Consider the following 23,612-nt stretch of genomic DNA (forward strand, 5'->3'; position numbering starts at 1 on the left):
CAGACTGACTAGTTCAGAGTGTTAATGCTTACGCGTTACTTTTTACGCGTTACTGATTAAGAGTCTCACGGTCGACCCCCACATAAGGCACGCGCACAACCTTGTCCTTTATCACCCAGTCAGTACCTTCTCCGGCAGCCTTGCCCCGGGCCAGGTTATGGGTCAGTTCCAGTGTGGCCCTGGCCTGATTGATTCCGTCATTCAAAACGGTTCCCTGCATTTCGCCACTTCTAATCAGGGCAACCGCTTCTGTCAGGGCATCGACGCCATAGACCGGAATGTCGGAACGCGCGGCTGCACGCAGGGATTCAATAGCACCCATAGCCATGGCGTCGTTGTTGGAAATAACCACTTCGATCTTGTCGGCGTTAGGACCGGAAATCCAGGCATCCATCTTGTCTTTCGCCATAGCGGTATCCCACATAGCTGTATCAAGATGCAGTGCGTCGGTCTTGTAACCCTTATCATTCAGGGTGGAGATAACATAAGAAGAACGGGCTTCGGCATCCGGATGGCCCGGCTCACCTTTCAGCAGCACATACTGAATAACACCATCTTTATTCAAGTCCCACTGCGGGTTGGCATCCCAGTGACTGGCAATCAGCTCCCCTTGAATAATCCCTGATTCAGCAGAGTCGGTACCGACATAATAAGCGTATTCATAGCTCTGTAATTCTTCTGCTGTCGGTTCCTTGTTATAGAAAACAACCGGCACACCATCAAGCTTCGCTTTACTGATAATCACCGGTGCCGCAGCCGGATCAACCAGATTAATGGCCAGCGCATCCACTCCCCGGGCCAGCATGATATCAATCTGATCATTTTGCATGGATTGGTTATTTTGCGAGTCGTTCATCATCAAACGACCCACACCGGCTTCATTCGCTTCCTTCTCAAGAGCCCGGCGGACAACGGACATGAAATTATCGTCGTAACGATAAACGGTGACGCCCAGTGTGGCTGCCTGAACGGCACCGGTCAGCGCCAGCCCCGTCAATACCCCGGCAAATACTGTTGCTTTATTCATTTTATTCTCATCTTTTGAAACGGGCACTGACCCTTTCCTTTTTATACAGCATGAATACATTTATAAGCGTCCTATGACGTATAACCCAAAGCCAGTGCAATATAATGGTCGAATGTGATAATAAATGAACAAAAGTTAAAAAATAGTGACCCACATCAACTCAAAGTTTACAAAACATGAGTATTCCTTAGGTTTCTTACTACATAAAATCTGATGCCCATCAACCAACAGCTAACAGCCAACAGCGCTATATTCTAAGCTTCAGCCTGGCCTGAACTTTCTCAGCCGGTTAGCATTCGTCACAACTGTCACCGATGAACAGGCCATTGCTGCACCCGCCACCACAGGGTTGAGCAACATGCCTGTCAGCGGATAGAGAGCACCTGCCGCAACCGGAATGCCCAGAGAGTTGTAGATAAAGGCCCCAAACAGATTTTGTCGTATATTCTTCAGGGTCGCCCTGGACAATAAAACGGCATCGACGAGCCCGTGGAGCGAAGACCGCATCAAGGTGATATCCGCCGATTCAATGGCGACATCAGTGCCACAGCCCATGGCAAAACCGACATCAGCCTGAGCCAGTGCGGGCGCATCATTAATGCCATCGCCAGTCATCCCCACTTTTTCACCGGCTTCCTGAAGCTGTTTCACATGAGCTGCCTTATCTGCCGGCAACACTTCAGCATGAACAGCCTCAATGCCAACCTGTTTTGCCACGGCTTCAGCGGTTTTTCTATGATCCCCGGTCAGCATAACCACCTTAATACCGGCAGATTGCAATCGTTCAATCGCCGCTTTAGAGTCAGAACGAATTGGGTCGGCAATAGCCAGAATGCCCACTACCTGTTTTTCCAGTGCCACCAGCACAGGGGTTTTACCTTCGTCTGCCAGACGGTCAACCTCTGCCAGCCAGCAGTCGTGCGACAGTTTATTAGACGTCATCCACTGTGTATTACCTAACAGAACACTCTGACCATCAACCTGCCCTGAAATACCAAAGCCAGATGTCATTGCAAAGTGTTCAGGAGCGGTAAGCTTCAGGGAACGGGCCTTTGCAGCTGCAACAATGGCTTCTGCCAGCGGATGTTCAGAAGCCGATTCAAGGCTGCCAGCCATTACCAGAAGCTGTTCTTCACTGAAACCGTCAGCCACCAGAATATCGGTGACGGACGGAGCGCCTTCCGTCACCGTACCCGTTTTATCAACAACCACTGTCGTTAACTGACTGGCTTTCTGCAGAGCTTCACCATTGCGAACCAGCATCCCCAGTTCAGCGGCTCGTCCAACTCCGGCCATGACCGACATTGGGGTTGCCAGTCCCAGCGCACAGGGACAGGCAATAATCAATACGGTTGTCAGGACAACAAAGGCATGAGCGATGGCGGGCTGCGGCCCAATAAAATACCAGGCCAGTGCAGCAAGAATGGCGATAACAATAACCACTGGAACAAAAACCGCAGAAATCTGGTCAGTCAGCCGGGTAATGGGCATTTTGGCGTTTTGTGCCTGTTTCACCAGTTGAATGATATGCGCCAGAGCCGTGTCCTGACCGACTTTTTCCGCCACAAACAGAATCGACCCATTCTTGTTCAGAGTGCCTGCTGCTACCTCATCATCAACACTTTTGCTGACTGCCAGGGGCTCACCGGTCAACATGGATTCATCCACCCGCGTTGTACCACGGGTTACCCGACCATCCACAGGTATTCTTTCACCGGGGCGAACACGGACAATATCGCCAGCCTTTACGGCGGTCACCGGCACGTCAATCTCTTTATCCTCTCTGACAATACGAGCCGTTTTCACCTGAAGCCCCAGTAACCGTTTAATCGCCGAACTGGTTTTCCCCTTTGCTCGAAGTTCCATGGCCTGACCCATATTAATCAGGCCGATTATCATGGCAGAGGCTTCAAAGTACACATGACGAGCCGCTACAGGAAACCATTGCGGCCAGAACACCACCGCCATGGAGTAGAGCCATGCTGTTCCGGTTCCCAGGGCAATGAGTGTATCCATCGTGGCAGAGCCGTGACGAATCGATTCCACCAGTCCTTTAAAGAAATGGCGTCCGGAGAACACCAGAATCCCCAGAGTGACCATACCAATACAGCCCCACAGCCACTGATCCTGAGGGGTATGAACCGTCATGGGGATAAAAAACATCGACAGCATCAATGGGATGCTGACCACCAGCGCAAAGACGCCATGCTTCAGAAGATAACGGTACTGCGCCTGATCACGCTGCTCCTGCTGACGACGATTGTCTTCTTCACTGTCAATTAACGTCCCTGGCTTACCAATGGCTTCGAGTGCCTGCAACAGCGTTACCACATCAGGCAAGCCATCGACTTCTGCGGTTTTCTCCGCCAGATTAACCCGGGCATCCGTCACATCATCAACAGCTTTAAGCGCCTTTTCGACTTTTGCCACACAGCCTGCACAACTCATGCTGGGCACAGACAGGCTGGTCGTCTCCTGATTCATACAACCCGATTCCATTAATTTATATATAACTGCAAATATTCGCTTTTTGAGCCAAACTACTCTGAAAAAATAACTACGGTCAACACTTACTTTTTATAAACATAAAACAGGGCAATAAGCATGCAGCGTATTTTTCTTGTCCCCATCTTGTTCTGGTGTTTGTCTATAATGACCGCTTCCGGTCTCCCACCAGGCAAAGAAGAGCTTAATAAGTTAATCCAGCTTGAGAATCAGGATGAAACTGAACGCAGATTAAACGAACTGTTAGACTATCAGAGCTATAAAGAAATGGTTAACCTGATATGCTGGTTCACAACCCCTATGGATGAGAACCAACTCAGCTTTCCTTCATTTCTTTCTTTAGCTTCAGGAAATCAGTGGCTAACCTTTTTATTAATAATCAGGATGGCTGGTATTATAAATCAACCAGTCTGGTTTCCATTTTATGGAGATTTGCTTCATACCCTTATTAATACAGACTTGTTTTACTCTGTCACTATCGGGCATCTCGACAGAGTTGTGTCTCTCTTGAATCAGCATCCAAACTATATTCAAACTCGCGACCACAATGCTCATTCACTCCTGAGCTATGCGGTTCGGTATGGACATAATGATATTATAAGAGCCCTCATGCAGAGGCGAGCGCCTGGTCATCCCGACAGGAACGGAAACGACCTTATGCATCTGGCAGTGCATTACAACCAAACTTCAACAATACGCCTGCTTTTATCTTTAGATTACCCGGTTAACAGGAGGAATCTTCGAGGAGAAACACCCCTGTTCCTGAGCATACTCGAAGGCCGTGAGTTTGCCACAAGACAGCTGTTAGCTCATGGAGCAAATGCCGATATTGCAGACAATCAAGGCAGACAACCATTGCAGTTTACAGCCAGAAATGGTCTCACCAATCAAGTTAGCCTGTTAATTGAGCAACAGTTATCGCCTATTGAACATGTTCTGGAGAGATATGGAGAAGTTCAGACAGCTGAGTCCATCGCTGTTTCTAGTTTGATAAATGATAACGCAGCAACTCCTACCTTTAGCAGCAATATTTATAATCCCCCTGTTATCGGAAACCCACACCATCAAAACCTGCAAAGACTCTGTCAAAACCTGCGAAGGTTTACAGGTTTTTTCACCCGGTTACTACACCTGAATCAAACATTGCAACTCAGTTTATCTCATAATTTGCAGCTACTAAGCCCAGAGCATCAACATCGGTTACGGGAACAACATCAGCAGGCCCAGACACTCGGAATACGACTACAACAATCACTTCAACATCTGGAAAACAACTTGCTACAAATCAGGCAAGACGTCAGTCAGAGTCAACAATATTAATACCGGTGCAACGTTTTGACATTGCCGGTGTCACTGACGGGCTTGCTCAGTCACTGCAAGTCCAGTCGACCCGGCACAATATTTCAATAAAATTCAAGGAGAAACTGACCTGCCTGCACCCACCCGGACTGCGTCTGAGCACTGTCGCAAATTGCTTACAAAAACAGAGTCACTGCATCGGGTAACAAATACCTTACCCACTTCAGCTCAAATCAAACTCTCCGTTCTTGACTCCCTTGATAAAAGCATTCCATTCGTCTGAAGTGACTGCTCCCCACCCTATCGGGTGAGGCTTCTGATTTCTTAGGGAAGCAGCAGAACATAATATACCGCTGTTGGCTGTTGGCTGTATGAGCAGCTAATAGCCAAAAGCCAACAGCCCGGTAAGTTATTGAATGCTGCGCCCCTTAGGCAGCAACCGACAGTATGCCGGATTTACGCAAGCCTCCATCAGCAGAAACGGACAGTCCTTCCGCCTTTAATTTCAATATGCCTTGCTTCTTGATATTGCGAGCTGCATTAATATCCCGGTCATGGATAGCACCACAGCTACACTCCCATGATCGGATTCTCAATGGCATTTTTTCCTGTTTCAAATCGCAGACTGAGCAAGTTTTAGAGGATGCAAACCACTGGTCTATCTTCACCAGATGTTTACCTTCCTGCTTTGCCTTGTATTCGAGTTTGGTTATCAGTGAGTGCCAGCCAGCATCAGCAATAGAACGAGCAAGACGCTTGTTCTTGAGCATGTTTTTAACTTTCAGTGTCTCCACAATCACCGCTTGGTTTTCGTCGATGAGTTGTTTTGATAGCTTATGCTGAAAATCATTACGGGCAAAGGCTACACGCTCATGCGCCTTTGCCACCAATAAGGGGCGCAGCATTCAATAACTTACCGGGCTTTTGGCTGTTGGCTTTTGGCTATTAGCTGCTCATACAGCCAACCGCCAAAAGCCAACAGCGGTATATTATGTTCTGCTGCTTCCCTAAACGGGCTTTGTGCCTACCTTTTGAGCCTTTCTTGCAGCGAGATAGAGCCTGTTGTTTTCTTTTCAGGTTACGTTGTGCTTTTTTCAGAAAGCGAGGATTGCCAGTCTTATGGCCGGTACTGGTGATAGCCAGATCAGTAATCCCCATATCAACACCGACAACCTGATTAGCTTCAAGATTATCAATCTGTTTTGGTTGTTCCTGGGTATCATCAGCCAATATGGAGGCAAAATACTTGCCGGTTAGCGTTCTGCTCAGGGTGATAGACTTCACCTTACCCACTATTTCACGATGCACTTTAGCCCTTATGGGCTTGCACTTGGGGATTTTTATCCAGTTATCGCCCACAGAGACAGACGTACAATGGTAGCTACTTTGCTTGCCATGCTTTTTCTTGAAGCGAGGAAATCTTGCCTGCAATTTGGGATTGAAAAAGTTTTGAAAGGCCGTATCCAGATTGATAGTGGCCTGTTGCAGTGCAATAGAGTCAGCGTTTTTCAGCCATGAGTACTTTCGGCTTTTCTTGGCTTTTGCCAGCAAGGGCTTCAGGTGTTTTTTGGGAGAAAGGCTCTGCCCACGAACCTTGTAATAATGAACCTTAATAGCCAGGGCCTTGTTCCATACGAACCGCACAGCATCAAACTGACGGTCGAGAAATTCCGCCTGCTCTGATGTTGGATAGATTCGTACTTTGGTGGCTCTCAGCATGGAACGTTATTTCAGTGCTCATTAATATAAGCTTAATATTACAGGTATTTGAAAGAGGTTTTCAAGTGAGCGCACACAATAAAGATTTGCTTGAAGGGTATCTTCGCAAACGACATAGCGTTACCAAGCTGGTTGTTCATTTGGTGTTCACGACAAAGTACAGGCGAAAGCTTTTTGATGGCTATATGATCAAGCAGTTACGGGAGTCGTTCGAGAGTGCATGTGAAAAACTGGAATGCCAGTTACTTGAAATGGATGGCGAAAAAGATCACGTACACCTGTTGGTGGCCTACCCACCAAAACTGGCTATCAGTGTCATGGTAAATAATCTCAAATCAACATCATCAAGACGGTTGCGAATGCTGAATACCCACCTTACTGCTCAGAGCAAAGCAGGCTTAATGTGGTCAAGGTCTTACTTTGCTTGCAGTGCTGGCGGTGCAACTATCGAGACTCTGAAGGACTACGTTAATAGCCAGAGTACACCAGATTGATGGCGGAAGGCTCTGTGCCTTCCCGTCTTATACCCCCCCCGCATTGGGCGAGGGTTTACGACGATTTTGCTAAAAACCAGCGTCGCTCTGTCCGGATCGTTGCCTTGTCTCACAGCAACCTCTTTTTCCGGACTGATTGCAACAGAAACACAGACAGGAGATTCTGGGATGGAACAGGCTGAGGATTTTTTAAAGTGCCTGTCATTTTTAAAGTAAGAGTTCATAACCTACTCCTCTTTGTCAGTGAGAACTTACTTAGTCTAGCTATAGTAGCCGAAAAATTGATCAGGATAGAAACTGAAAGAGGGGAGTCAAAGAGCCCACAAAATTATTTCAGTATAATGTCAATATTGTAATATTTCTGAAACATAAACCCTTTAACTTCGCCACCACCATTCACGCACTAAGGTGCAGAAACATGTCTGAGACGATAGCAGCTAACCCTGTTTCAAATGACAAGATAATGACCCGCCACTATGGTCGCATCTGGTTAAAGGTAATCCTCTGGATTTACGGCCTGCTGGTTGCCGTAAGTGTTATTGGTTCCGGTTTCAAAATGGTGGTGGGTGGTAACGCCGCTGAACTGTTTAACTTTGCCAACAATGCTTTTCTGGCTTTGATTGCCGGTACACTGGCCACTGCACTGATACAGTCTTCCAGTACAGTGACGTCTATCATTGTGGGCCTGGTAGCTGGCGGACTGCCAGTACACATGGCGATCCCGATGATTATGGGTGCCAATATTGGTACAACAATCACTAACACTGTCGTTAGTCTGGGTCACATGGGCTGTAACAAAGAGTTCAAACGGGCTTTTTCAGCATCCACTGTGCATGACTTCTTTAACTATCTGGCGGTGCTGATTATTCTGCCACTGGAACTGATGACCGGCTTCCTGAGCAAACTGTCCCTGTCCGTGGCTGAAATGCTGGTGGGTGGTCAGGATATGAGCATCGGCTTTAACCCTGTGAAATTTCTCACAGCGCCGTCAGTAGACATCATCAAAGGTTTTGCCAGGCTGCTGCCTGACAATACCCTGGGTGGTCTGGCAATGATTGCCTTTGGTGTTTTCCTGATCTTCTCTGCCGTGGTTCGTTTAGGCAAACTGCTGAAGAAGGTGATGACCGGCAAGGCTAAGGACGTTCTGGAAAAATCCATTGGTCGTGGCCCGGTTTCCGGTATTGTGTCCGGTGCTGCCATGACCGTCATGGTTCAGTCGTCTACCACCACGACCTGCCTGATGGTACCCATGGTCGGCAGCGGTCTGTTCTCGGTTCGTCAGATGTACCCTGTTACTCTGGGCGCAAACATTGGTACAACCATTACCGCTATTCTGGCAGCCACCGCAATCTCTGCCGATGCCGCCATGCCCGCAATGACCATTGCTATGGTGCATCTGTTCTTTAACCTGTTTGCGGTAGCACTTATCTATGGCATCAAGCCGTTGCGTGAAATCCCACTATTCGCCGCCGAGAAACTGGCAGAGCTGGCCGTGAAAAAGAAGGCTTACGCATTTGCTTATCTGGCACTGGCCTTCTTTGTTCTTCCGGGACTGGCCATCTTTTTGACCAGGTAATCGCAACGACGGATGCACTTTAAACGCCCTGTAATTCATCATTGCAGGGCGTTTTTTATGGATCAGAACAAGAGTTCAACCCCCACCCACACTTGCCTGCCCGGTTCATGAACCCTTAAGGCTTCCGGGTTAAAGGGATCACGGCTGGCGCGGTTAACGTGCAGGGCATAGGTTCGGTTAAACAGATTTTCGACACCACCCAGCAACTTTAAACCTTTATCCAGCTGATACCAGCCATGCAAATGCATCACGCCATAACCTGAGGATTCACCCGCATCCAGTCCGCTGTTTGTATCCACTTTATCCTGACGGGCTGCAAACTCATACCTGGCCCCCAGTAACCAGACATTCGTGTTGTAATCCAGTTTGATACTGCCCGTCAGAGGTGGAATCTGCGGCAGGCTTTTCTGCTGGGAATCATCACGGTTTTCGCCCCGGGTCCAGGACAATCCAATAGCAGGCTGCCAGTGTCCAAAGTCATAGCGGGATTCCATTTCCCATCCATATAAGCGGGCATCGAAGTTTTTATACAGCTTTGCTCCTCTCTTACCTGAAGAGCTGCCAGAAGTCCGCAGGATAAAGTCGTTGACCTCATCAACAAAAAACATCACACGAAACTGTGCCCGGGTTGCCTGAAACTGATAACCAGCATCCAGCTGATGATGAATCTCTGGCTTTATCCGGGGATTACCCACCCAGTCATCACTGCCATGGCAGCAGGAACCTCTGGAAGCAATGTAACGCTCAGAAGCATCGGCCGTCCGGACACTACGACTGACTCGCAACCCAACAGACTGTGTCGATGACAGGTCATGAATCCAGCTCACCAGGCCGCTGCTGTTGCCTTCACTGACTTTGTCAGCCTTATAACCGTAGTACTTTTGGTAGAGCGCATCCGGGCTGCTGGCTCCCAGCGCTTCAGCAGAAGCTTTTGTCGCTTCCGCTTTAAAGTCATCATAACGCACGCCCACCCTGAGGTGATCGTTATCGCTCAACTCATAATCCAGTTCAGCAAACAGCCCCATCTGCCGATATTCAACACCCGGCCACATATGAGACTGGTATTGGTCAGCCTTTGAACGTTTGTCCAAAGAAGCGTCGTTCAAGGCCACTTTATAGCGTCTGGCATCCCGGTCATTGGCCTGATAGTCGATACCAATACGCAGCTCACTCTTTTCCGTAAAGACAGAACCCTGCAAACGCCCGCCCCAAGTTAATGACGTGGAGGGTGCCTTCAAACCGTTGGGAGCATTGGGCTTGCGTCGTCTGACACTGAAGTTATCCATTTGATGCTTAACATCAGAACGGTAAGCTGACAGTTCCAGGGCATCAAATATCAGGAATGACCGGTCGTAACGGGTTTTAAAACGCCAGATATCGGCTTTAGCCCGGGGAGCATCCATACCGTTGCCAGAGTAATACACATCGTCGTCACGAACCGCTTCGACATTCAACTCCATACGGGTAAAACCGGCGACCTCTCCGGAAATAATTAACCCTCCAGTGTTGGAGCGAAAAGCTGAGCTGACCTTACTGCCACTGCCATCCTTATAATTGCCCGCGTCCTGATAACCGCCATACGCTCGCAACCAGCCTTCAGAGCTGCCTGCCGCAATATCCAGAGACAGGTCTTTGCCATTAGAGTTACCGGTATACCCCATATAAGCCTTGCCGGTAACGGATGGGTGCCAGCGCATACCCTGATCATTGTTAAAGTCAGGGTCGTCCCTGGTGAACAGTACCGTACCACCAGGGCCACCTGCACCATAAATAACCGATTCATATCCCCGAATAACTTCCACTTTGTCGTACCCGGCCCGACTGACGTAAGTGGTGGGCGGGTCCATTCTCCCCGGGCAGGCACCATGGATATAAGTGCCATCCATCACCACATTCAGCTGACTCTGCTGCTGCCCACGAATAATAGGCTCGAAACCTTTACCACCTTTTCTGGAGGCTGTTACACCGTTGATTTCTCTTAAAGCCCGCCCTGCGTCAGTGGCAGGAACAGTGATCTGATTAACGGATGAAACCGATTCAGACGGCAATAAAGACTCCGACACATCAATCGCTATATCTGAAACATCATTCGCCCGAACAGCCGGTGACAACATTCCAGCAAGCACACCGGAAAACAGCAGCAATTTTTTCATTAACCAACCCTGTGATGACTTCTTATTTTTTCGGTGGGTCAGTATAGGTGTTATCTTTACGTACAATGCAAAAAAAGCACAGATACCGGCAGGCAACTTTCCATGCAACAAAATCTTGGACTTGTATGGTTCAGATCCGATCTCAGGGTTCTGGACAACCCCGCCCTTTATCATGCGAGTCAGCAATGCTCTCAGGTTATTGGTGTCTATCTATTGTTTCCGCGGCAATGGCGTCTACAGCACGATAGCAATAACAAACTCTATTTCTGGATGCAGAACCTCAAGGCTCTGGAAAACGAACTGGGCAGGTTAAACATCCCTCTGATTATTGCCCCGGCAGAATCATTCAACAAAGCCCCGGCAACCCTGCTTAAACTGGCGGAAAAGTTTACTATTCCGTCGCTCTGGCTGAACGATGAATATGGGGTTTACGAACAACAGCGGGACGATGACACTGAGCGTTTATTCAGGCAGAAGAATATTCCCTGCCACCGCTATCATCAGCAAACCCTGTTTATTCCGGGTACCCTGCGAAACATGCAGGGTCAGTACTTCAAAGTTTTTACACCTTTCAAAAGAAGTCTGTTCCAGCGCATCACCCCGGAACAACTTCAACCACTGCCCGCCCCTGAAAAACAGGCTCCTTTACCCCTGGAGTACACGAACCCCGAATCACTGGAGCAGCATTTTCCAGCCACCGCCAGAAACATTGATGACCACTGGCCTGCTGGTGAAGCGGTGGCGCATAACAGGCTCAACACCTTTCTGGTGAATACCATCGAGCAATACCATAACCAGCGGGACTTTCCAGCCATAGCCGGAACCAGCTCGCTCTCCCCCTGGCTGACCGCTGGTACCTTGTCGGTCAGACAGTGTTTCCATCAGGCACTGCAGGCAAACAATGGTGAGCTGGATACCGGCAATCCGGGTATCACCACATGGCTCGGTGAGCTGATCTGGCGAGAGTTTTATAAACATATACTGTATGGATTTCCCCGGGTTTCCAGGCACCGGGCTTTCAAACCTGAAACCGAAAGACTGACCTGGCGGAATGACCCAACACTACTCAAAGCCTGGCAGACAGGAGAAACCGGTTTTCCCCTGGTGGACGCCGCCATGCGCCAGCTGACCAGTACCGGCTGGATGCACAACCGACTGCGTATGGTCACGGCCATGTTCCTGTCGAAAAATCTGCTGCTCGACTGGCGGCTGGGGGAACAGTTTTTTATGGAACACCTGATTGATGGCGATCTGGCCGCTAATAATGGCGGCTGGCAATGGTCTGCCAGCACCGGTACCGATGCCGCGCCTTACTTTCGGATGTTTAACCCCACCAGCCAGTCCGAAAAGTTTGACAGTGAGGGAGCATTCATCCGGCAATGGCTGCCGGAACTGGCGCATCTGGATAACCGGCGGATACATGCGCCGTACCAGAAAAACAGCCAGCTGGCACTGAGCTATCCGCCGCCTGTCGTCAATCACAGTGACTCAAGACAGCGGGTGATGGAAGCCTTTAAGGCACTCAAAAGCCAGCTTTAACGGCCTGTCCGTTTTGCGTACTCTTCAATGCGCTCACCAGGCTGATAGCCACTCAGCAAAAAGGGTGCCTTGTCATCACACGCCTGGATATAGATTTCTTTCTTCTGGAAGATTAAACGCATCAGCTCTTTTTCGTCATGAAACTCTTTGGCATGGTCATGATATCCGCCGCCCAGCAGGTGACGGAATTCATGTTGCGCCACAATAGCGTCCATACCTTTCAGGTCTCGGGTAAACGTGTTGCCTCTGGCATCCTGAGCCTGAAGGGTGATTTCGCTCCAGGTGGCTGTTTTGCCAAAAGGCTTGCCTTTGGCACTAAGGCAACCATGCCAGAAGCAGACCTTCTGTCCGGACACTTTTGTAATTACAGGATTAATGAAAACCTCAGCCGGTACGGAGCTGCTCGCCATGGGGGGCGGCGCAATCAGAAACAGCTGCAACGGCTTACCGACCTGATTGGCGGATATACCTGCAACGTTGGTGGTTATCAATTTCTGCATGGCGTCAATCAGTGCGTCAATGCGCTTGTCTGGCAGTTTGCGAACCGGCTGCGTGGGGGTATTCAGAATCGCTTTATGTTCGGGATTATCAAACTGAAAAAGGACCAGCTTCTCGTTTTTGAGCAAGCCGATGGCAGCTTGTTCAGAGGTGTCAAGAATAGCCAGTAAAATCAAGGCAATGAGTAACGCACTACCAAACAGAACCAGTTTTCCCACGCTATTACCTTCAAGCTGCCAAAAGAGGAAAGCATAGACCAAACACCAGCAATAGCATTTGCCACCAGACTATCAGTATTTACCCTTTCATTGACCCAGCCCAAAACAGCGGCATCAACAAAAAACATAATAAATCACCAGTGACTGCTCCCCACCCTATCGGGTGAGGCTTCTGATTTCTTAGGCAGCAACCGACAGTCTGCCGGATTTACGCAAGCCTCCATCAGCAGAAACGGACAGTCCTTCCGCCTTTAATTTCAATATGCCTTGCTTCTTGATATTGCGAGCTGCATTAATATCCCGGTCATGGATAGCACCACAGCTACACTCCCATGATCGGATTCTCAATGGCATTTTTTCCTGTTTCAAATCGCAGACTGAGCAAGTTTTAGAGGATGCAAACCACTGGTCTATCTTCACCAGATGTTTACCTTCCTGCTTTGCCTTGTATTCGAGTTTGGTTATCAGTGAGTGCCAGCCAGCATCAACAATAGAACGAGCAAGACGCTTGTTCTTGAGCATGTTTTTAACTTTCAGTGTCTCCACAATCACCGCTTGGTTTTCGTCGATGAGTTGTTTTGATAGCTTATGCTGAAAATCATTACGGGCAAAGGCTACACGCTCATGCGCCTTTGCCACCAATAAACGGGCTTTGTGCCTACCTTTTGAGCCTTTCTTGCAGCGAGATAGAGCCTGTTGTTTTCTTTTCAGGTTACGTTGTGCTTTTTTCAGAAAGCGAGGATTGCCAGTCTTATGGCCGGTACTGGTGATAGCCAGATCAGCAATCCCCATATCAACACCGACAACCTGATTAGCTTCAAGATTATCAATCTGTTTTGGTTGTTCCTGGGTATCATCAGCCAATATGGAGGCAAAATACTTGCCGGTTAGCGTTCTGCTCAGGGTGACAGACTTCACCTTACCCACTATTTCACGATGCACTTTAGCCCTTATGGGCTTGCGCTTGGGGATTTTTATCCAGTTATCGCCCACAGAGACAGACGTACAATGGTAGCTACTTTGCTTGCCATGCTTTTTCTTGAAGCGAGGAAATCTTGCCTGCAATTTGGGATTGAAAAAGTTTTGAAAGGCCGTATCCAGATTGATAGTGGCCTGTTGCAGTGCAATAGAGTCAGCGTTTTTCAGCCATGAGTACTTTCGGCTTTTCTTGGCTTTTGCCAGCAAGGGCTTCAGGTGTTTTTTGGGAGAAAGGCTCTGCCCACGAACCTTGTAATAATGAACCTTAATAGCCAGGGCCTTGTTCCATACGAACCGCACAGCATCAAACTGACGGTCGAGAAATTCCGCCTGCTCTGATGTTGGATAGATTCGTACTTTGGTGGCTCTCAGCATGGAACGTTATTTCAGTGCTCATTAATATAAAGTTTATATTACAGGTATTTGAAAGAGGTTTTCAAGTGAGCGCACACAATAAAGATTTGCTTAAAGGGTATCTTCGCAAACGACATAGCGTTACCAAGCTGGTTGTTCATTTGGTGTTCACGACAAAGTACAGACGAAAGCTTTTTGATGGCTATATGATCAAGCAGTTACGGGAGTCGTTCGAGAGTGCATGTGAAAAACTGGAATGCCAGTTACTTGAAATGGATGGCGAAAAAGATCACGCACACCTGTTGGTGGCCTACCCACCAAAACTGGCTATCAGTGTCATGGTAAATAATCTCAAATCAACATCATCAAGACGGTTGCGAATGCTGAATACCCACCTTACTGCTCAGAGCAAAGCAGGCTTAATGTGGTCAAGGTCTTACTTTGCTTGCAGTGCTGGCGGTGCTGGCGGTGCAACTATCGAGACTCTGAAGGACTACGTTAATAGCCAGAGTACACCAGATTGATGGCGGAAGGCTCTGCGCCTTCCCGTCTTATATCCCCGCCCGCATTGGGCGAGGGTTTACGACGATTTTGCTAATAAAGATAATGCGTCTGTAGTACTTATGTATCGTAATGCAAAACTCGCCGTGATTGGCCTGCTCTTCCTCTTTCTGTTTTTTCTGCCTGTTGAGATGATACCGATAAGCGGGATAACCATTGCCGGGCAGCGAGATTACCGCCATTTTCTCCATGTTTATGAGTAACACCGCCACCACCGCGATGATGCTGACTTTGCTCACACCACTGCTGAAAGGCATGGATCACACTGATCCTGGCATCAAAGGTATGATTCTGGCAGTGCCTGTTGCTGCCAACGTGGGCGGTATTGGCACACCCATCGGCACACCACCAAACGCCATTGCTTTCCGCTACCTGACAGCCGAATACGCCATGAGCTTTGGTGACTGGATACTGTTTGCCATTCCCATGGCCACCATTCTGATTTTCATCAGCTGGACTCTGCTACGCAAAGTTTACCCTACAGGTATTCATGCTATTCATCTGGAAATCGACAGTGAATTCGAGCAGAGAAAAGAGGCTTTCATTGTCTATGGCACTACAGCAGCAACCATTCTGCTTTGGGTTACCGCCAGTCGCCATGGCATCAATTCATACACCGCTGCCCTATTGCCTGTTGTCGTCTTTTCCCTGTGTGGCATTATCACCACTGAAGACATCAAACAGATTAACTGGGACGTACTAGCCATCGCAGTGTGAGACATAAACATCACCATCCACAGAATATTTTATACTTAGTGTCCCCCTACCAACAAAGACATAATATGATGAAAAATTTAGTGAATCTCTTCAGGTTTTATTTTCTTTTATCTATCTGTCTTCAACCCTTGTCTGTCCATTCATTTGGCTTGTCAGAAGCGACCAATGACAAACCAGAAGCCAGACCGAACAAAGATTTTTTAAATAGAGGAACAAGAGTCTCTTTGTCATGGGAAAAGCTCCCGGAAAATTTTAAGCAGGTATTCAGAAATATGAATACTAATGGCAATACCAAAAATATCCCTCTCGACTATCTGGCAGCAATCTTACTTGAAAAGACTCCCACACCCTCTACCACACCCCCTACCGCACCCTCTACTACTACCACCCCCTCTACCGTGGAGACAACACCGCAAAGCACAACTGTTCCTCTCTCTCAGATACGTTATAACCCGCCTGCCCTCCGCGCAAAACCAAGTACTGACCTGTCTTATTATCTGAAACATCTGGCAACACCAGAAGAGGTTAAATTTAACGCACGACTTAACGGTTTTTTCCCTTGTGAACATGCACCCTATACATTCAGATGCGGCCTTTCCTACTGCAGCGGTGGTATCCTTAAATACTTCACATTCAAGCCAAAGGATATTTATGAAGAAAAGGCAAAAGGAATTTATGATTTCGACACTTACATTAAAATGAACCCCAACTCTTATGAAGAGAAAAAGTGTAGGGTCCCTGCATCTTACATGGAGTATTATTACAATTCAGCCAATTTATCCGGATTCATTTTTTCTGGAGTTATTAAAGCAAAAATATATTTTAACGGCAGTAACAAAATAGCAGCCATTCCCTTCATTACAAACAGGCTAACACCCGTTAGAGAGATGCAAGAGGGCTCTAATGAAGTTAATTATCGTGCCACATTTTTTGAAGTCATTGACTTCAATCGTTTTAATAATCTAAAAACTTACGTTAATAGATCGAATACGAAACATTTATTTACAAAATGGAAGCACGCTAAATACCATTATCTTGGAGGTTTGGCTGAGAGTGAGAAAACCGGAAGCTACGACCACCTTCAATCCTTGGGTATTGACCTCTATGAAATAACTGATTACTCCTACAAGATATTTAACTCCAGAAGTTACAGTAAATATGGCGATTCATGGTACGACAAACAGAGTATCAGGAGACTTTTTGGAGGACCTCTATCTTTAACGCTGACTCCCGTTGACAACTATTTTTTCAATGCAATTATTAGTTCCACAGCCCTTCTTAATTTAAGCGAAAGCAAAAAAGTAGAAAAGTTCATTCGTTTTTCCACAAGAACACCAATAGTTATTTCACCAAAAAACTACAGCACCAGAAAAGATGCCAGCAAACTTGAAGGAGAGCATGTACTCATTTCAGACACTTTCCGTAACAAAAACCGAAGGTACGTAGCAGCAAACAAAGAACAACTTCCTGATTTTGAGCCTTTTGAAATCAGGATGTATGTGGCACAGGCTGTCGGTAAGCCTGACGGGGGAGGGTATGAAAAAGAAAAAGCCAATGTAAAGATGGTAATGGAGAAGCATTTTTCTAACCCATAACCCGCCATGAGAATGGCCCTGTCCGGCTTCGAGCGAAACGAAGCTGGTTTCATGATTGCCCCTGTGACCGGATAACACTCCCGGTCACTGGGGCAGTCTGCTGATCAGAAGAAATTAATGGACGCCAGTCCAAGCAAAACCCCATAAATCAGCAACACCCCCACCGGGCTGATGATTCGCGCCGTCCTGATAAAGTCTTTGGTATCCACCAGGCCCGTAGCATGGGCCAGGGCATTGGGCGGTGTACTGATGGGCAGCCCCATACCCAGAGAGGAAGCCAGGGCAACCGCAGTACCCATTACCACCAGACCACCAAGGTCGGCAATGCTGGCAATAGAAACCGACATGGAAACAGCAATCGGCATCAGCAGGTTAGCCGTCGCGGTGTGGGACATAAACGTCGCCATCACCATACACAGAATACTGATACCCAGAATAATCATGGCACCGCTGTAGTTATCAAACGGTACCAGGCTGACCACTTTTTCAGCCAGACCGGAAGAGGCAAGACCAGTACCAATCGCGATACCACCGGCCAGCAGCCACAGAACATCCCAGCTGATGTTTTTCAGGTCATTCTTTTCAACAATGCCGGTTAAGCTGAATACAGCCACTGGAATAATGGCCACTGCATAGGCGTTAATGCCATGGAAACTGGAGAGCATCCACAGCAACACTGTAGTAATCACAGTACCGTAAACAATGTAAGGCTTCAGACCCAGCTCAAACCGGGAGTCGATGGTGATGCTGATCTCTTTGCTTTTGGAAGGGTACAACTTCTGCAGCAACCACCAGCTGAAAGCAATCAGCACAACGGTAACAGGCACTGCAAAGGCCATCCAGCCACCAAAACTCAGGGCGTACTCACCGACAAAGTAACGAAACGCGATCGCATTGGGCGGTGTACCAATTGGAGTTCCCATTCCCCCCAGGTTCGCCGCAATAGGAATAGAAATAACCAGGGCACGACAACCCGGATCAGAACTGTCCATTTTCGCCAGCAGAGGTGTCATGATCGTCAGCATCATTACGCTGGTGGCCGTGTTGCTCATAAACATGGAGAACACCGCGGTAATAATCATTACACCCAGCATAACGATCTCATAACGTGTCCCGAACGGTTTCAACAGGACGCGGGCAAGGTTCAGATCAAGCTTGTATTTGGCACAGGCCATGGCAATAAAGAATCCGCCCAGAAACAGAATAATGACTGGCGAAGCAAAACTATTGAAAATTGACGTGTAAGCCAGAGCCTCATCCCCCAGGGCTTCACGTAACGGGAAAGGAGCGCTGTTCGTGGTCGTCAGCACCAGCAGCATGATAATCAGCAGCGATGTTGCAAAAGCGGGTACAGCGTCGCTTATCCACATCATGGTGGCCAGCACGAAGATCGCCAGTACACGTTGCTGCAATACACTGAACATGCCTTCCGGAAAAATCATCTGGGGAAAGAAAAAAAGAACAAGAAATATGAGAGATATAGGTATCAATTTTTTAAGCGGCATGGCTCAGACTTTCAGAAGGTGTAATTCACTGGGTATCTTTACGAAGACTTGAAATGGCATCAAATCCGTCAGACGCATTAATAATGCCCTAATCTAATGAAAACAGTGCTGAGCCAGATCACTAAAATATTTAACCTATTAACTTTTTTAACCAAAAACTCACACAATCAAACGTTGGCAACTATATTTTCTCATTACTTTGTAACTTTCTGAGTTCACAATGAATTCAGAACAAAAATGGTACATATCATGCCAAAAATAGAACTGATCAGCTTCAAACTCTGTCCCTATGTTCAGCGTTCAGTGATCACTCTTCTGGAAAAAAATATCCCCTTTGATGTCACCTATATCGAACTGGACAACAAACCAGACTGGTTCCTGGAAATTTCCCCCCTGGGTAAGGTTCCAGTCTTGCGAATAAACGACGACGACATTTTATTTGAGTCCGCCGTTATCAATGAATATCTTGATGAAATCACTCCGCCGTCACTGCACCCTGAAGACCCTTTTGCAAAAGCCCGGAACCGTGCCTGGATCGAGTTTGGTTCCAGCCTGCTAATGACCAGCCACCGCCTGAGGACTGCCGAAGACGAAGAGTCGCTGGAAAAAGAACGTTCATTGCTTTTAACACAGCTGAACCAGCTTGAAGCACAGCTGAAAGGTGGAAAGTTCTTTAATGGTGAGCGCTTCAGCCTTGTCGACACCGCCTACGCCCCGGTTTTTTGCTTGATTGATCTGCTTGATCGCCATTTCAATACAGGCCTGCTTGAACATTTACCAGGGCTGAAGAACTGGTCGAACAACCTGCTTCAGCGCCCTTCAGTTAAAGGCTCAGTAGTAGAGGATTATGAAGAACGGGTTCTACAGCGACTACAAGATAGTAGCGCCATCCTCATCCGCCAGAGTTGACAGCCTTCCCGCGCAGGCGGAGATCCGCTTGCGCGGGAAGAACGACTGAAGAACCCACTTATCTCAGACCTTTGGTTTTACTCTGCGCCGCGGTGCTTTGCGTGGAGTTGTCAGAATGGGTTCGGCTTTTTCCCGGGGCCTTTTGGGTGCTTTTTTAGCACCTGAACGCTGACCATCTTTATGACCAACCTTTGGTTTTTTCGGTTTCTTCTGCTTTCTCGGGCGACGCGAAGGATCATGGCCGGTTTCAGGTACAGTATGCACAGGCTCAAAACCGGCAATCTCCTTGCGCTCCAGAGTCTGTTGTATCAGTTGCTCAATGTCACCTAACTGGTCGGCTTCATCAGCACAAACCAGAGAAACCGCCTGACCGGTTGCCCCGGCACGACCGGTACGACCAATACGATGTACATAATCTTCAGCCACATTAGGCAAATCAAAGTTTACGACCTGAGGTAGCTGATCAATATCCAGACCGCGAGCGGCGATATCCGTTGCAACCAGCACACGAACATCGCCAGATTTAAATTCAGACAGTGCTCTTGTACGAGCCCCCTGACTTTTGTTGCCGTGGATAGCCGCCGATTTAATGCCTTTATCATCAAGATGACGACTTAAACGGTTTGCACCATGCTTAGTGCGGGTAAACACCAGCACCTGCTCCCACTTATGTTTTTTGATCAAATTCGTTAACAGGGCTGGCTTCTGTTTTTTATCAACCGGACACACCCACTGCTTCACTAATTTGGTCGTGGTATTGCGGGGGCTAACAGAAATCTCAACAGGGTCATTCACCAGACTCTTCGCCAGAGTTCGAATCTGATCAGAAAAAGTGGCAGAAAACATCAAGTTCTGGCGACGTTTAGGCAGGATGTTCAGGATTTTCTTAATATCATGAATAAAGCCCATATCCAGCATACGATCAGCTTCATCCAGTACCAGTACTTCAAGATGTTTGAACCGGACGGCATTCTGATTATACAAATCCAGTAAACGGCCGGGAGTTGCAATCAGAACATCAGCACCACGACGCATACGCATCATTTGTGGATTAATTTTCACGCCACCATAAACAATCGCGGAGCTTAATGGCAAGTGTCGACTGTAAGCACGAACATTATCACCGACCTGTGCAGCCAACTCTCTTGTTGGGGTAAGAATCAAAGCACGAGCCTGATTTGGACCGGCACGTTCGCCACGATTCAGCAGTTCCAGAATTGGCAGAGTAAAGCCTGCCGTTTTACCAGTACCTGTTTGCGCTGCGGCCATGACATCCCTGCCTTCCAGTACTGCTGGAATCGCCTTGCTCTGAATTGGAGAAGGCGTTTCATAACCTTCCTCGGCTACCGCTTCCAGAATAGGGGCTGAAAGGCCCAGGGAATCAAAATTCATAGAATGATCTCTCGTATTTTACTATTTGTTCGAACAGCAAATAGCAAAAACCCCAACCGATTTCTCGACTGGGGTTTTCTAAATAAGTGTCTGGCGATGACCTACTCTCACATGGGGAAGCCCCACACTACCATCGGCGATGCGTCGTTTCACTTCCGAGTTCGGGATGGGATCGGGTGGTTCCAACGCTCTATGGTCACCAGGCAAAACTGGTCGAGCCTTCGGCTCTCAAGCTGGAAGCTATAAGCTTAAAGCTCGAAGCTGAACGCTCCTGGAATCCAAAATATACTTAAACAGCTTTGTTTATTCTTGCTCTACACTCTCTCACTATTGCGTACAGCTTCCGGCTTCAAGCTTATAGCTTCAAGCTCTTCAAATCGCTTTGGCGTTATATGGTCAAGCCTCTCGAGTCATTAGTACGGGTTAGCTCAACGCCTCACAACGCTTACACACCCCGCCTATCAACGTCGTAGTCTTCAACGTCTCTTATGTGACCTCTAGGGTCAAGGGAAGTCTCATCTTGAAGGGGGCTTCCCGCTTAGATGCTTTCAGCGGTTATCCCGTCCGAACTTAGCTACCGGGCAATGCGTCTGGCGACACAACCCGAACACCAGTGGTTCGTCCACTCCGGTCCTCTCGTACTAGGAGCAGCTCTCCTCAAACTTCCAACGTCCACGGCAGATAGGGACCGAACTGTCTCACGACGTTCTAAACCCAGCTCGCGTACCACTTTAAATGGCGAACAGCCATACCCTTGGGACCGGCTTCAGCCCCAGGATGTGATGAGCCGACATCGAGGTGCCAAACACCGCCGTCGATGTGAACTCTTGGGCGGTATCAGCCTGTTATCCCCGGAGTACCTTTTATCCGTTGAGCGATGGCCCTTCCATGCAGAACCACCGGATCACTAAGACCTACTTTCGTACCTGCTCGACATGTACGTCTCGCAGTCAAGCTGGCTTGTGCCTTTACACTAACCGCACGATGTCCGACCGTGCTTAGCCAACCTTCGTGCTCCTCCGTTACTCTTTGGGAGGAGACCGCCCCAGTCAAACTACCCACCACACAATGTCCCCGATCCCGGTTAGGGACCTGGGTTAGAACCTCAATATTGCCAGGGTGGTATTTCAAGGTCGGCTCCACGCAGACTGGCGTCCACGTTTCAAAGCCTCCCACCTATCCTACACAAGCAACATCAAGATCCACTGTGAAGCTGTAGTAAAGGTTCACGGGGTCTTTCCGTCTAGCCGCGGATACACTGCATCTTAACAGCGATTTCAATTTCACTGAGTCTTGGGTGGAGACAGCGTGGCCATCGTTACGCCATTCGTGCAGGTCGGAACTTACCCGACAAGGAATTTCGCTACCTTAGGACCGTTATAGTTACGGCCGCCGTTTACCGGGGCTTCGATCAACCGCTTCTTCCGAAGAATAACAGCATCAATTAACCTTCCGGCACCGGGCAGGCGTCACACCGTATACGTCCACTTACGTGTTAGCACAGTGCTGTGTTTTTAATAAACAGTCGCAGCCACCTGGTATCTTCGACCAGCCGGTGCTTACGGGGCAAGCCCTTCACACCAGCCGGCGCACCTTCTCCCGAAGTTACGGTGCCATTTTGCCTAGTTCCTTCACCCAAGTTCTCTCAAGCGCCTTGGTATTCTCTACCTGACCACCTGTGTCGGTTTGGGGTACGGTTCCTTTTGACCTGAAGCTTAGAAGTTTTTCCTGGAAGCATGGCATCAACCACTTCCCGGCCGTAGCCGGTTCGTCATCAGTTCTCGGCTTTGTGGGTCCGGATTTGCCTGAACCCACAGCCTACGACCTTAAACAGGGACAACCATCGCCCTGCCGGCCTAGCCTTCTCCGTCACTCCGTCGCAGTCAAAAGGAGTACAGGAATATTAACCTGTTTCCCATCGATTACGTCTTTCGACCTCACCTTAGGGGCCGACTCACCCTGCGCCGATTAGCGTTGCGCAGGAACCCTTGGTCTTCCGGCGAGGGAGGATCTCACTCCCTTTATCGTTACTCATGTCAGCATTCGCACTTGTGATACGTCCAGCATGCCTCCCGGCACACCTTCAACCGCTTACACAACGCTCCTCTACCGCAATCAGAAGACAGATGACAGAAGACGGAGGACAGGTTGCTTAGAAGCTATTTCCAGCTTCTGTGTAATCCTGTCAACATCCGGGCTATTTGTTGGTATTCAGCCTTCAGAGCTTGCCATTGATTCAAGGTTATATAACCAAGGTCAAGACTGTATCTCGTCCAGACTCGCATTTCGTCGGCTGATCCGATGGCCATTAATAAAAACCTTCGAAACTCAGCGTTAGATACGCTTTATTTACCATAGCCTTCCGCAATGTTTGCGCAGATACCTTTACTGGCTCGACGCATTTGATCCGCTAACCCTGCAAATTGTTCGTGCTTCGGAAAATTCAAGCTCAGTGAGTGAATTTCCAAAGATACCTTGTAAGCTCTTTTGAATACTTCAAGGTCTTCAAAGCCATTAACAGTTTTAGCCGACTCATTCATTGCTTCTGTACATCTTTCAATGATGAAAGAGGG

Annotated in this window: 20 protein-coding genes and 2 rRNA genes (1 of these 22 running past the window's edge); 8 read left to right on the plus strand and 14 right to left on the minus strand. The window is 48.2% G+C overall.

Features of this window, described 5'->3' with window-relative positions; genetic code table 11:
- Positions 1-49: 49 nt before the first annotated feature.
- Positions 50-1,027, minus strand: coding sequence for a galactose/glucose ABC transporter substrate-binding protein MglB (gene mglB, locus NX720_RS07785; protein WP_262600504.1), 978 nt, complete (start codon positions 1,025-1,027; stop codon positions 50-52).
- Positions 1,028-1,288: 261 nt separating this feature from the next.
- Positions 1,289-3,511, minus strand: coding sequence for a heavy metal translocating P-type ATPase (locus tag NX720_RS07790; RefSeq protein WP_262600506.1), 2,223 nt, complete (start codon positions 3,509-3,511; stop codon positions 1,289-1,291).
- 168 nt (positions 3,512-3,679) lie between these two features.
- On the opposite strand from NX720_RS07790, the gene NX720_RS07795 reads away from it, so the two are divergent.
- Positions 3,680-4,852, plus strand: a complete 1,173-nt coding sequence (locus tag NX720_RS07795; RefSeq protein ID WP_262600507.1) for an ankyrin repeat domain-containing protein — start codon at positions 3,680-3,682, stop codon at positions 4,850-4,852.
- Between the two features lie 407 nt (positions 4,853-5,259).
- Here NX720_RS07795 and NX720_RS07800 read toward each other — a convergent pair whose 3' ends face one another.
- On the minus strand, positions 5,260-5,736 hold the full coding sequence (locus NX720_RS07800; RefSeq protein WP_262600509.1) for an RNA-guided endonuclease InsQ/TnpB family protein: 477 nt from the start codon (positions 5,734-5,736) through the stop codon (positions 5,260-5,262).
- Between the two features lie 40 nt (positions 5,737-5,776).
- Positions 5,777-6,550 (minus strand): RNA-guided endonuclease InsQ/TnpB family protein, encoded by a 774-nt coding sequence (locus NX720_RS07805; protein ID WP_262600510.1) that lies wholly within the window; start codon positions 6,548-6,550, stop codon positions 5,777-5,779.
- Positions 6,551-6,615: 65 nt separating this feature from the next.
- On the opposite strand from NX720_RS07805, the gene tnpA (NX720_RS07810) reads away from it, so the two are divergent.
- A complete protein-coding gene (tnpA, locus tag NX720_RS07810; RefSeq protein ID WP_262600513.1) occupies positions 6,616-7,044 on the plus strand; it encodes an IS200/IS605 family transposase in 429 nt (142 codons plus the stop codon).
- On the opposite strand, the gene NX720_RS27040 is transcribed toward tnpA (NX720_RS07810), so the two are convergent.
- Positions 7,014-7,268: a DUF397 domain-containing protein gene (locus NX720_RS27040; protein WP_404831055.1), complete on the minus strand. Its 255-nt coding sequence runs from the start codon at positions 7,266-7,268 to the stop codon at positions 7,014-7,016. The two genes, tnpA (NX720_RS07810) and NX720_RS27040, sit on opposite strands and share 31 nt — an antisense overlap.
- Before the next feature lie 194 nt (positions 7,269-7,462).
- Here NX720_RS27040 and NX720_RS07815 point away from each other — a divergent pair, with 194 nt between their 5' ends.
- Positions 7,463-8,620 carry a Na/Pi symporter gene (locus tag NX720_RS07815; protein WP_262600515.1) on the plus strand — a complete coding sequence of 386 codons (1,158 nt, stop codon included), beginning with the start codon at positions 7,463-7,465 and terminating at the stop codon, positions 8,618-8,620.
- Positions 8,621-8,682: 62 nt separating this feature from the next.
- Here the strand turns inward: NX720_RS07815 and NX720_RS07820 are convergent, their stop codons facing one another.
- On the minus strand, positions 8,683-10,773 hold the full coding sequence (locus NX720_RS07820) for a TonB-dependent receptor domain-containing protein (RefSeq protein ID WP_262600517.1): 2,091 nt from the start codon (positions 10,771-10,773) through the stop codon (positions 8,683-8,685).
- A gap of 102 nt (positions 10,774-10,875) precedes the next feature.
- On the opposite strand from NX720_RS07820, the gene phrB reads away from it, so the two are divergent.
- Positions 10,876-12,312 (plus strand): deoxyribodipyrimidine photo-lyase, encoded by a 1,437-nt coding sequence (phrB, locus tag NX720_RS07825; protein WP_262600518.1) that lies wholly within the window; start codon positions 10,876-10,878, stop codon positions 12,310-12,312.
- Here the strand turns inward: phrB and NX720_RS07830 are convergent.
- Genes NX720_RS07830 through NX720_RS07840 form a run of 3 tightly spaced genes read right to left on the minus strand, consistent with a single transcriptional unit; the run spans position 12,309 to position 14,381 of the window.
- Positions 12,309-13,028, minus strand: a complete 720-nt coding sequence (locus NX720_RS07830; RefSeq protein ID WP_262600520.1) for a peptide deformylase — start codon at positions 13,026-13,028, stop codon at positions 12,309-12,311. The genes phrB and NX720_RS07830 overlap by 4 nt on opposite strands.
- Positions 12,983-13,156 (minus strand): hypothetical protein, encoded by a 174-nt coding sequence (locus tag NX720_RS07835; protein ID WP_262600522.1) that lies wholly within the window; start codon positions 13,154-13,156, stop codon positions 12,983-12,985. The genes NX720_RS07830 and NX720_RS07835 overlap by 46 nt, the downstream gene beginning before the upstream one ends.
- A gap of 52 nt (positions 13,157-13,208) precedes the next feature.
- On the minus strand, positions 13,209-14,381 hold the full coding sequence (locus tag NX720_RS07840; RefSeq protein ID WP_262600523.1) for an RNA-guided endonuclease InsQ/TnpB family protein: 1,173 nt from the start codon (positions 14,379-14,381) through the stop codon (positions 13,209-13,211).
- Positions 14,382-14,446: 65 nt separating this feature from the next.
- On the opposite strand from NX720_RS07840, the gene tnpA (NX720_RS07845) reads away from it, so the two are divergent.
- Positions 14,447-14,884 (plus strand): IS200/IS605 family transposase, encoded by a 438-nt coding sequence (gene tnpA, locus NX720_RS07845; RefSeq protein ID WP_262600524.1) that lies wholly within the window; start codon positions 14,447-14,449, stop codon positions 14,882-14,884.
- Between the two features lie 27 nt (positions 14,885-14,911).
- Here tnpA (NX720_RS07845) and NX720_RS07850 read toward each other — a convergent pair whose 3' ends face one another.
- The gene (locus tag NX720_RS07850) at positions 14,912-15,178 is read right to left on the minus strand and encodes a hypothetical protein (RefSeq protein ID WP_262601717.1); all 267 of its coding nucleotides are present in this window, start codon (positions 15,176-15,178) and stop codon (positions 14,912-14,914) included.
- Between NX720_RS07850 and NX720_RS07855 the strand changes: the two genes are divergently transcribed.
- A complete protein-coding gene (locus NX720_RS07855) occupies positions 15,144-15,638 on the plus strand; it encodes an SLC13 family permease (protein WP_262601549.1) in 495 nt (164 codons plus the stop codon). The two genes, NX720_RS07850 and NX720_RS07855, sit on opposite strands and share 35 nt — an antisense overlap.
- Before the next feature lie 65 nt (positions 15,639-15,703).
- On the plus strand, positions 15,704-17,233 hold the full coding sequence (locus tag NX720_RS07860; protein ID WP_262600525.1) for a hypothetical protein: 1,530 nt from the start codon (positions 15,704-15,706) through the stop codon (positions 17,231-17,233).
- A gap of 104 nt (positions 17,234-17,337) precedes the next feature.
- On the opposite strand, the gene NX720_RS07865 is transcribed toward NX720_RS07860, so the two are convergent.
- Complete coding sequence (locus NX720_RS07865) at positions 17,338-18,738, minus strand: SLC13 family permease (protein WP_262600527.1); 1,401 nt, start codon at positions 18,736-18,738, stop codon at positions 17,338-17,340.
- A gap of 249 nt (positions 18,739-18,987) precedes the next feature.
- On the opposite strand from NX720_RS07865, the gene NX720_RS07870 reads away from it, so the two are divergent.
- The gene (locus NX720_RS07870; protein ID WP_262600528.1) at positions 18,988-19,647 is read left to right on the plus strand and encodes a glutathione S-transferase family protein; all 660 of its coding nucleotides are present in this window, start codon (positions 18,988-18,990) and stop codon (positions 19,645-19,647) included.
- Between the two features lie 63 nt (positions 19,648-19,710).
- Here the strand turns inward: NX720_RS07870 and NX720_RS07875 are convergent, their stop codons facing one another.
- From NX720_RS07875 to NX720_RS07885, 3 genes are all read right to left on the minus strand, one after another.
- Complete coding sequence (locus NX720_RS07875) at positions 19,711-21,039, minus strand: DEAD/DEAH box helicase (RefSeq protein ID WP_262600530.1); 1,329 nt, start codon at positions 21,037-21,039, stop codon at positions 19,711-19,713.
- 88 nt (positions 21,040-21,127) lie between these two features.
- Positions 21,128-21,243: ribosomal RNA gene (gene rrf / locus NX720_RS07880) — 5S ribosomal RNA — on the minus strand.
- A 188-nt stretch (positions 21,244-21,431) separates the two neighbouring features.
- A 23S ribosomal RNA gene (locus tag NX720_RS07885) occupies positions 21,432-23,612 on the minus strand; it runs 1,241 nt beyond the window's last position.

The sequence above is a fragment of the Endozoicomonas euniceicola genome, from assembly GCF_025562755.1.
Taxonomy (GTDB): domain Bacteria; phylum Pseudomonadota; class Gammaproteobacteria; order Pseudomonadales; family Endozoicomonadaceae; genus Endozoicomonas_A; species Endozoicomonas_A euniceicola.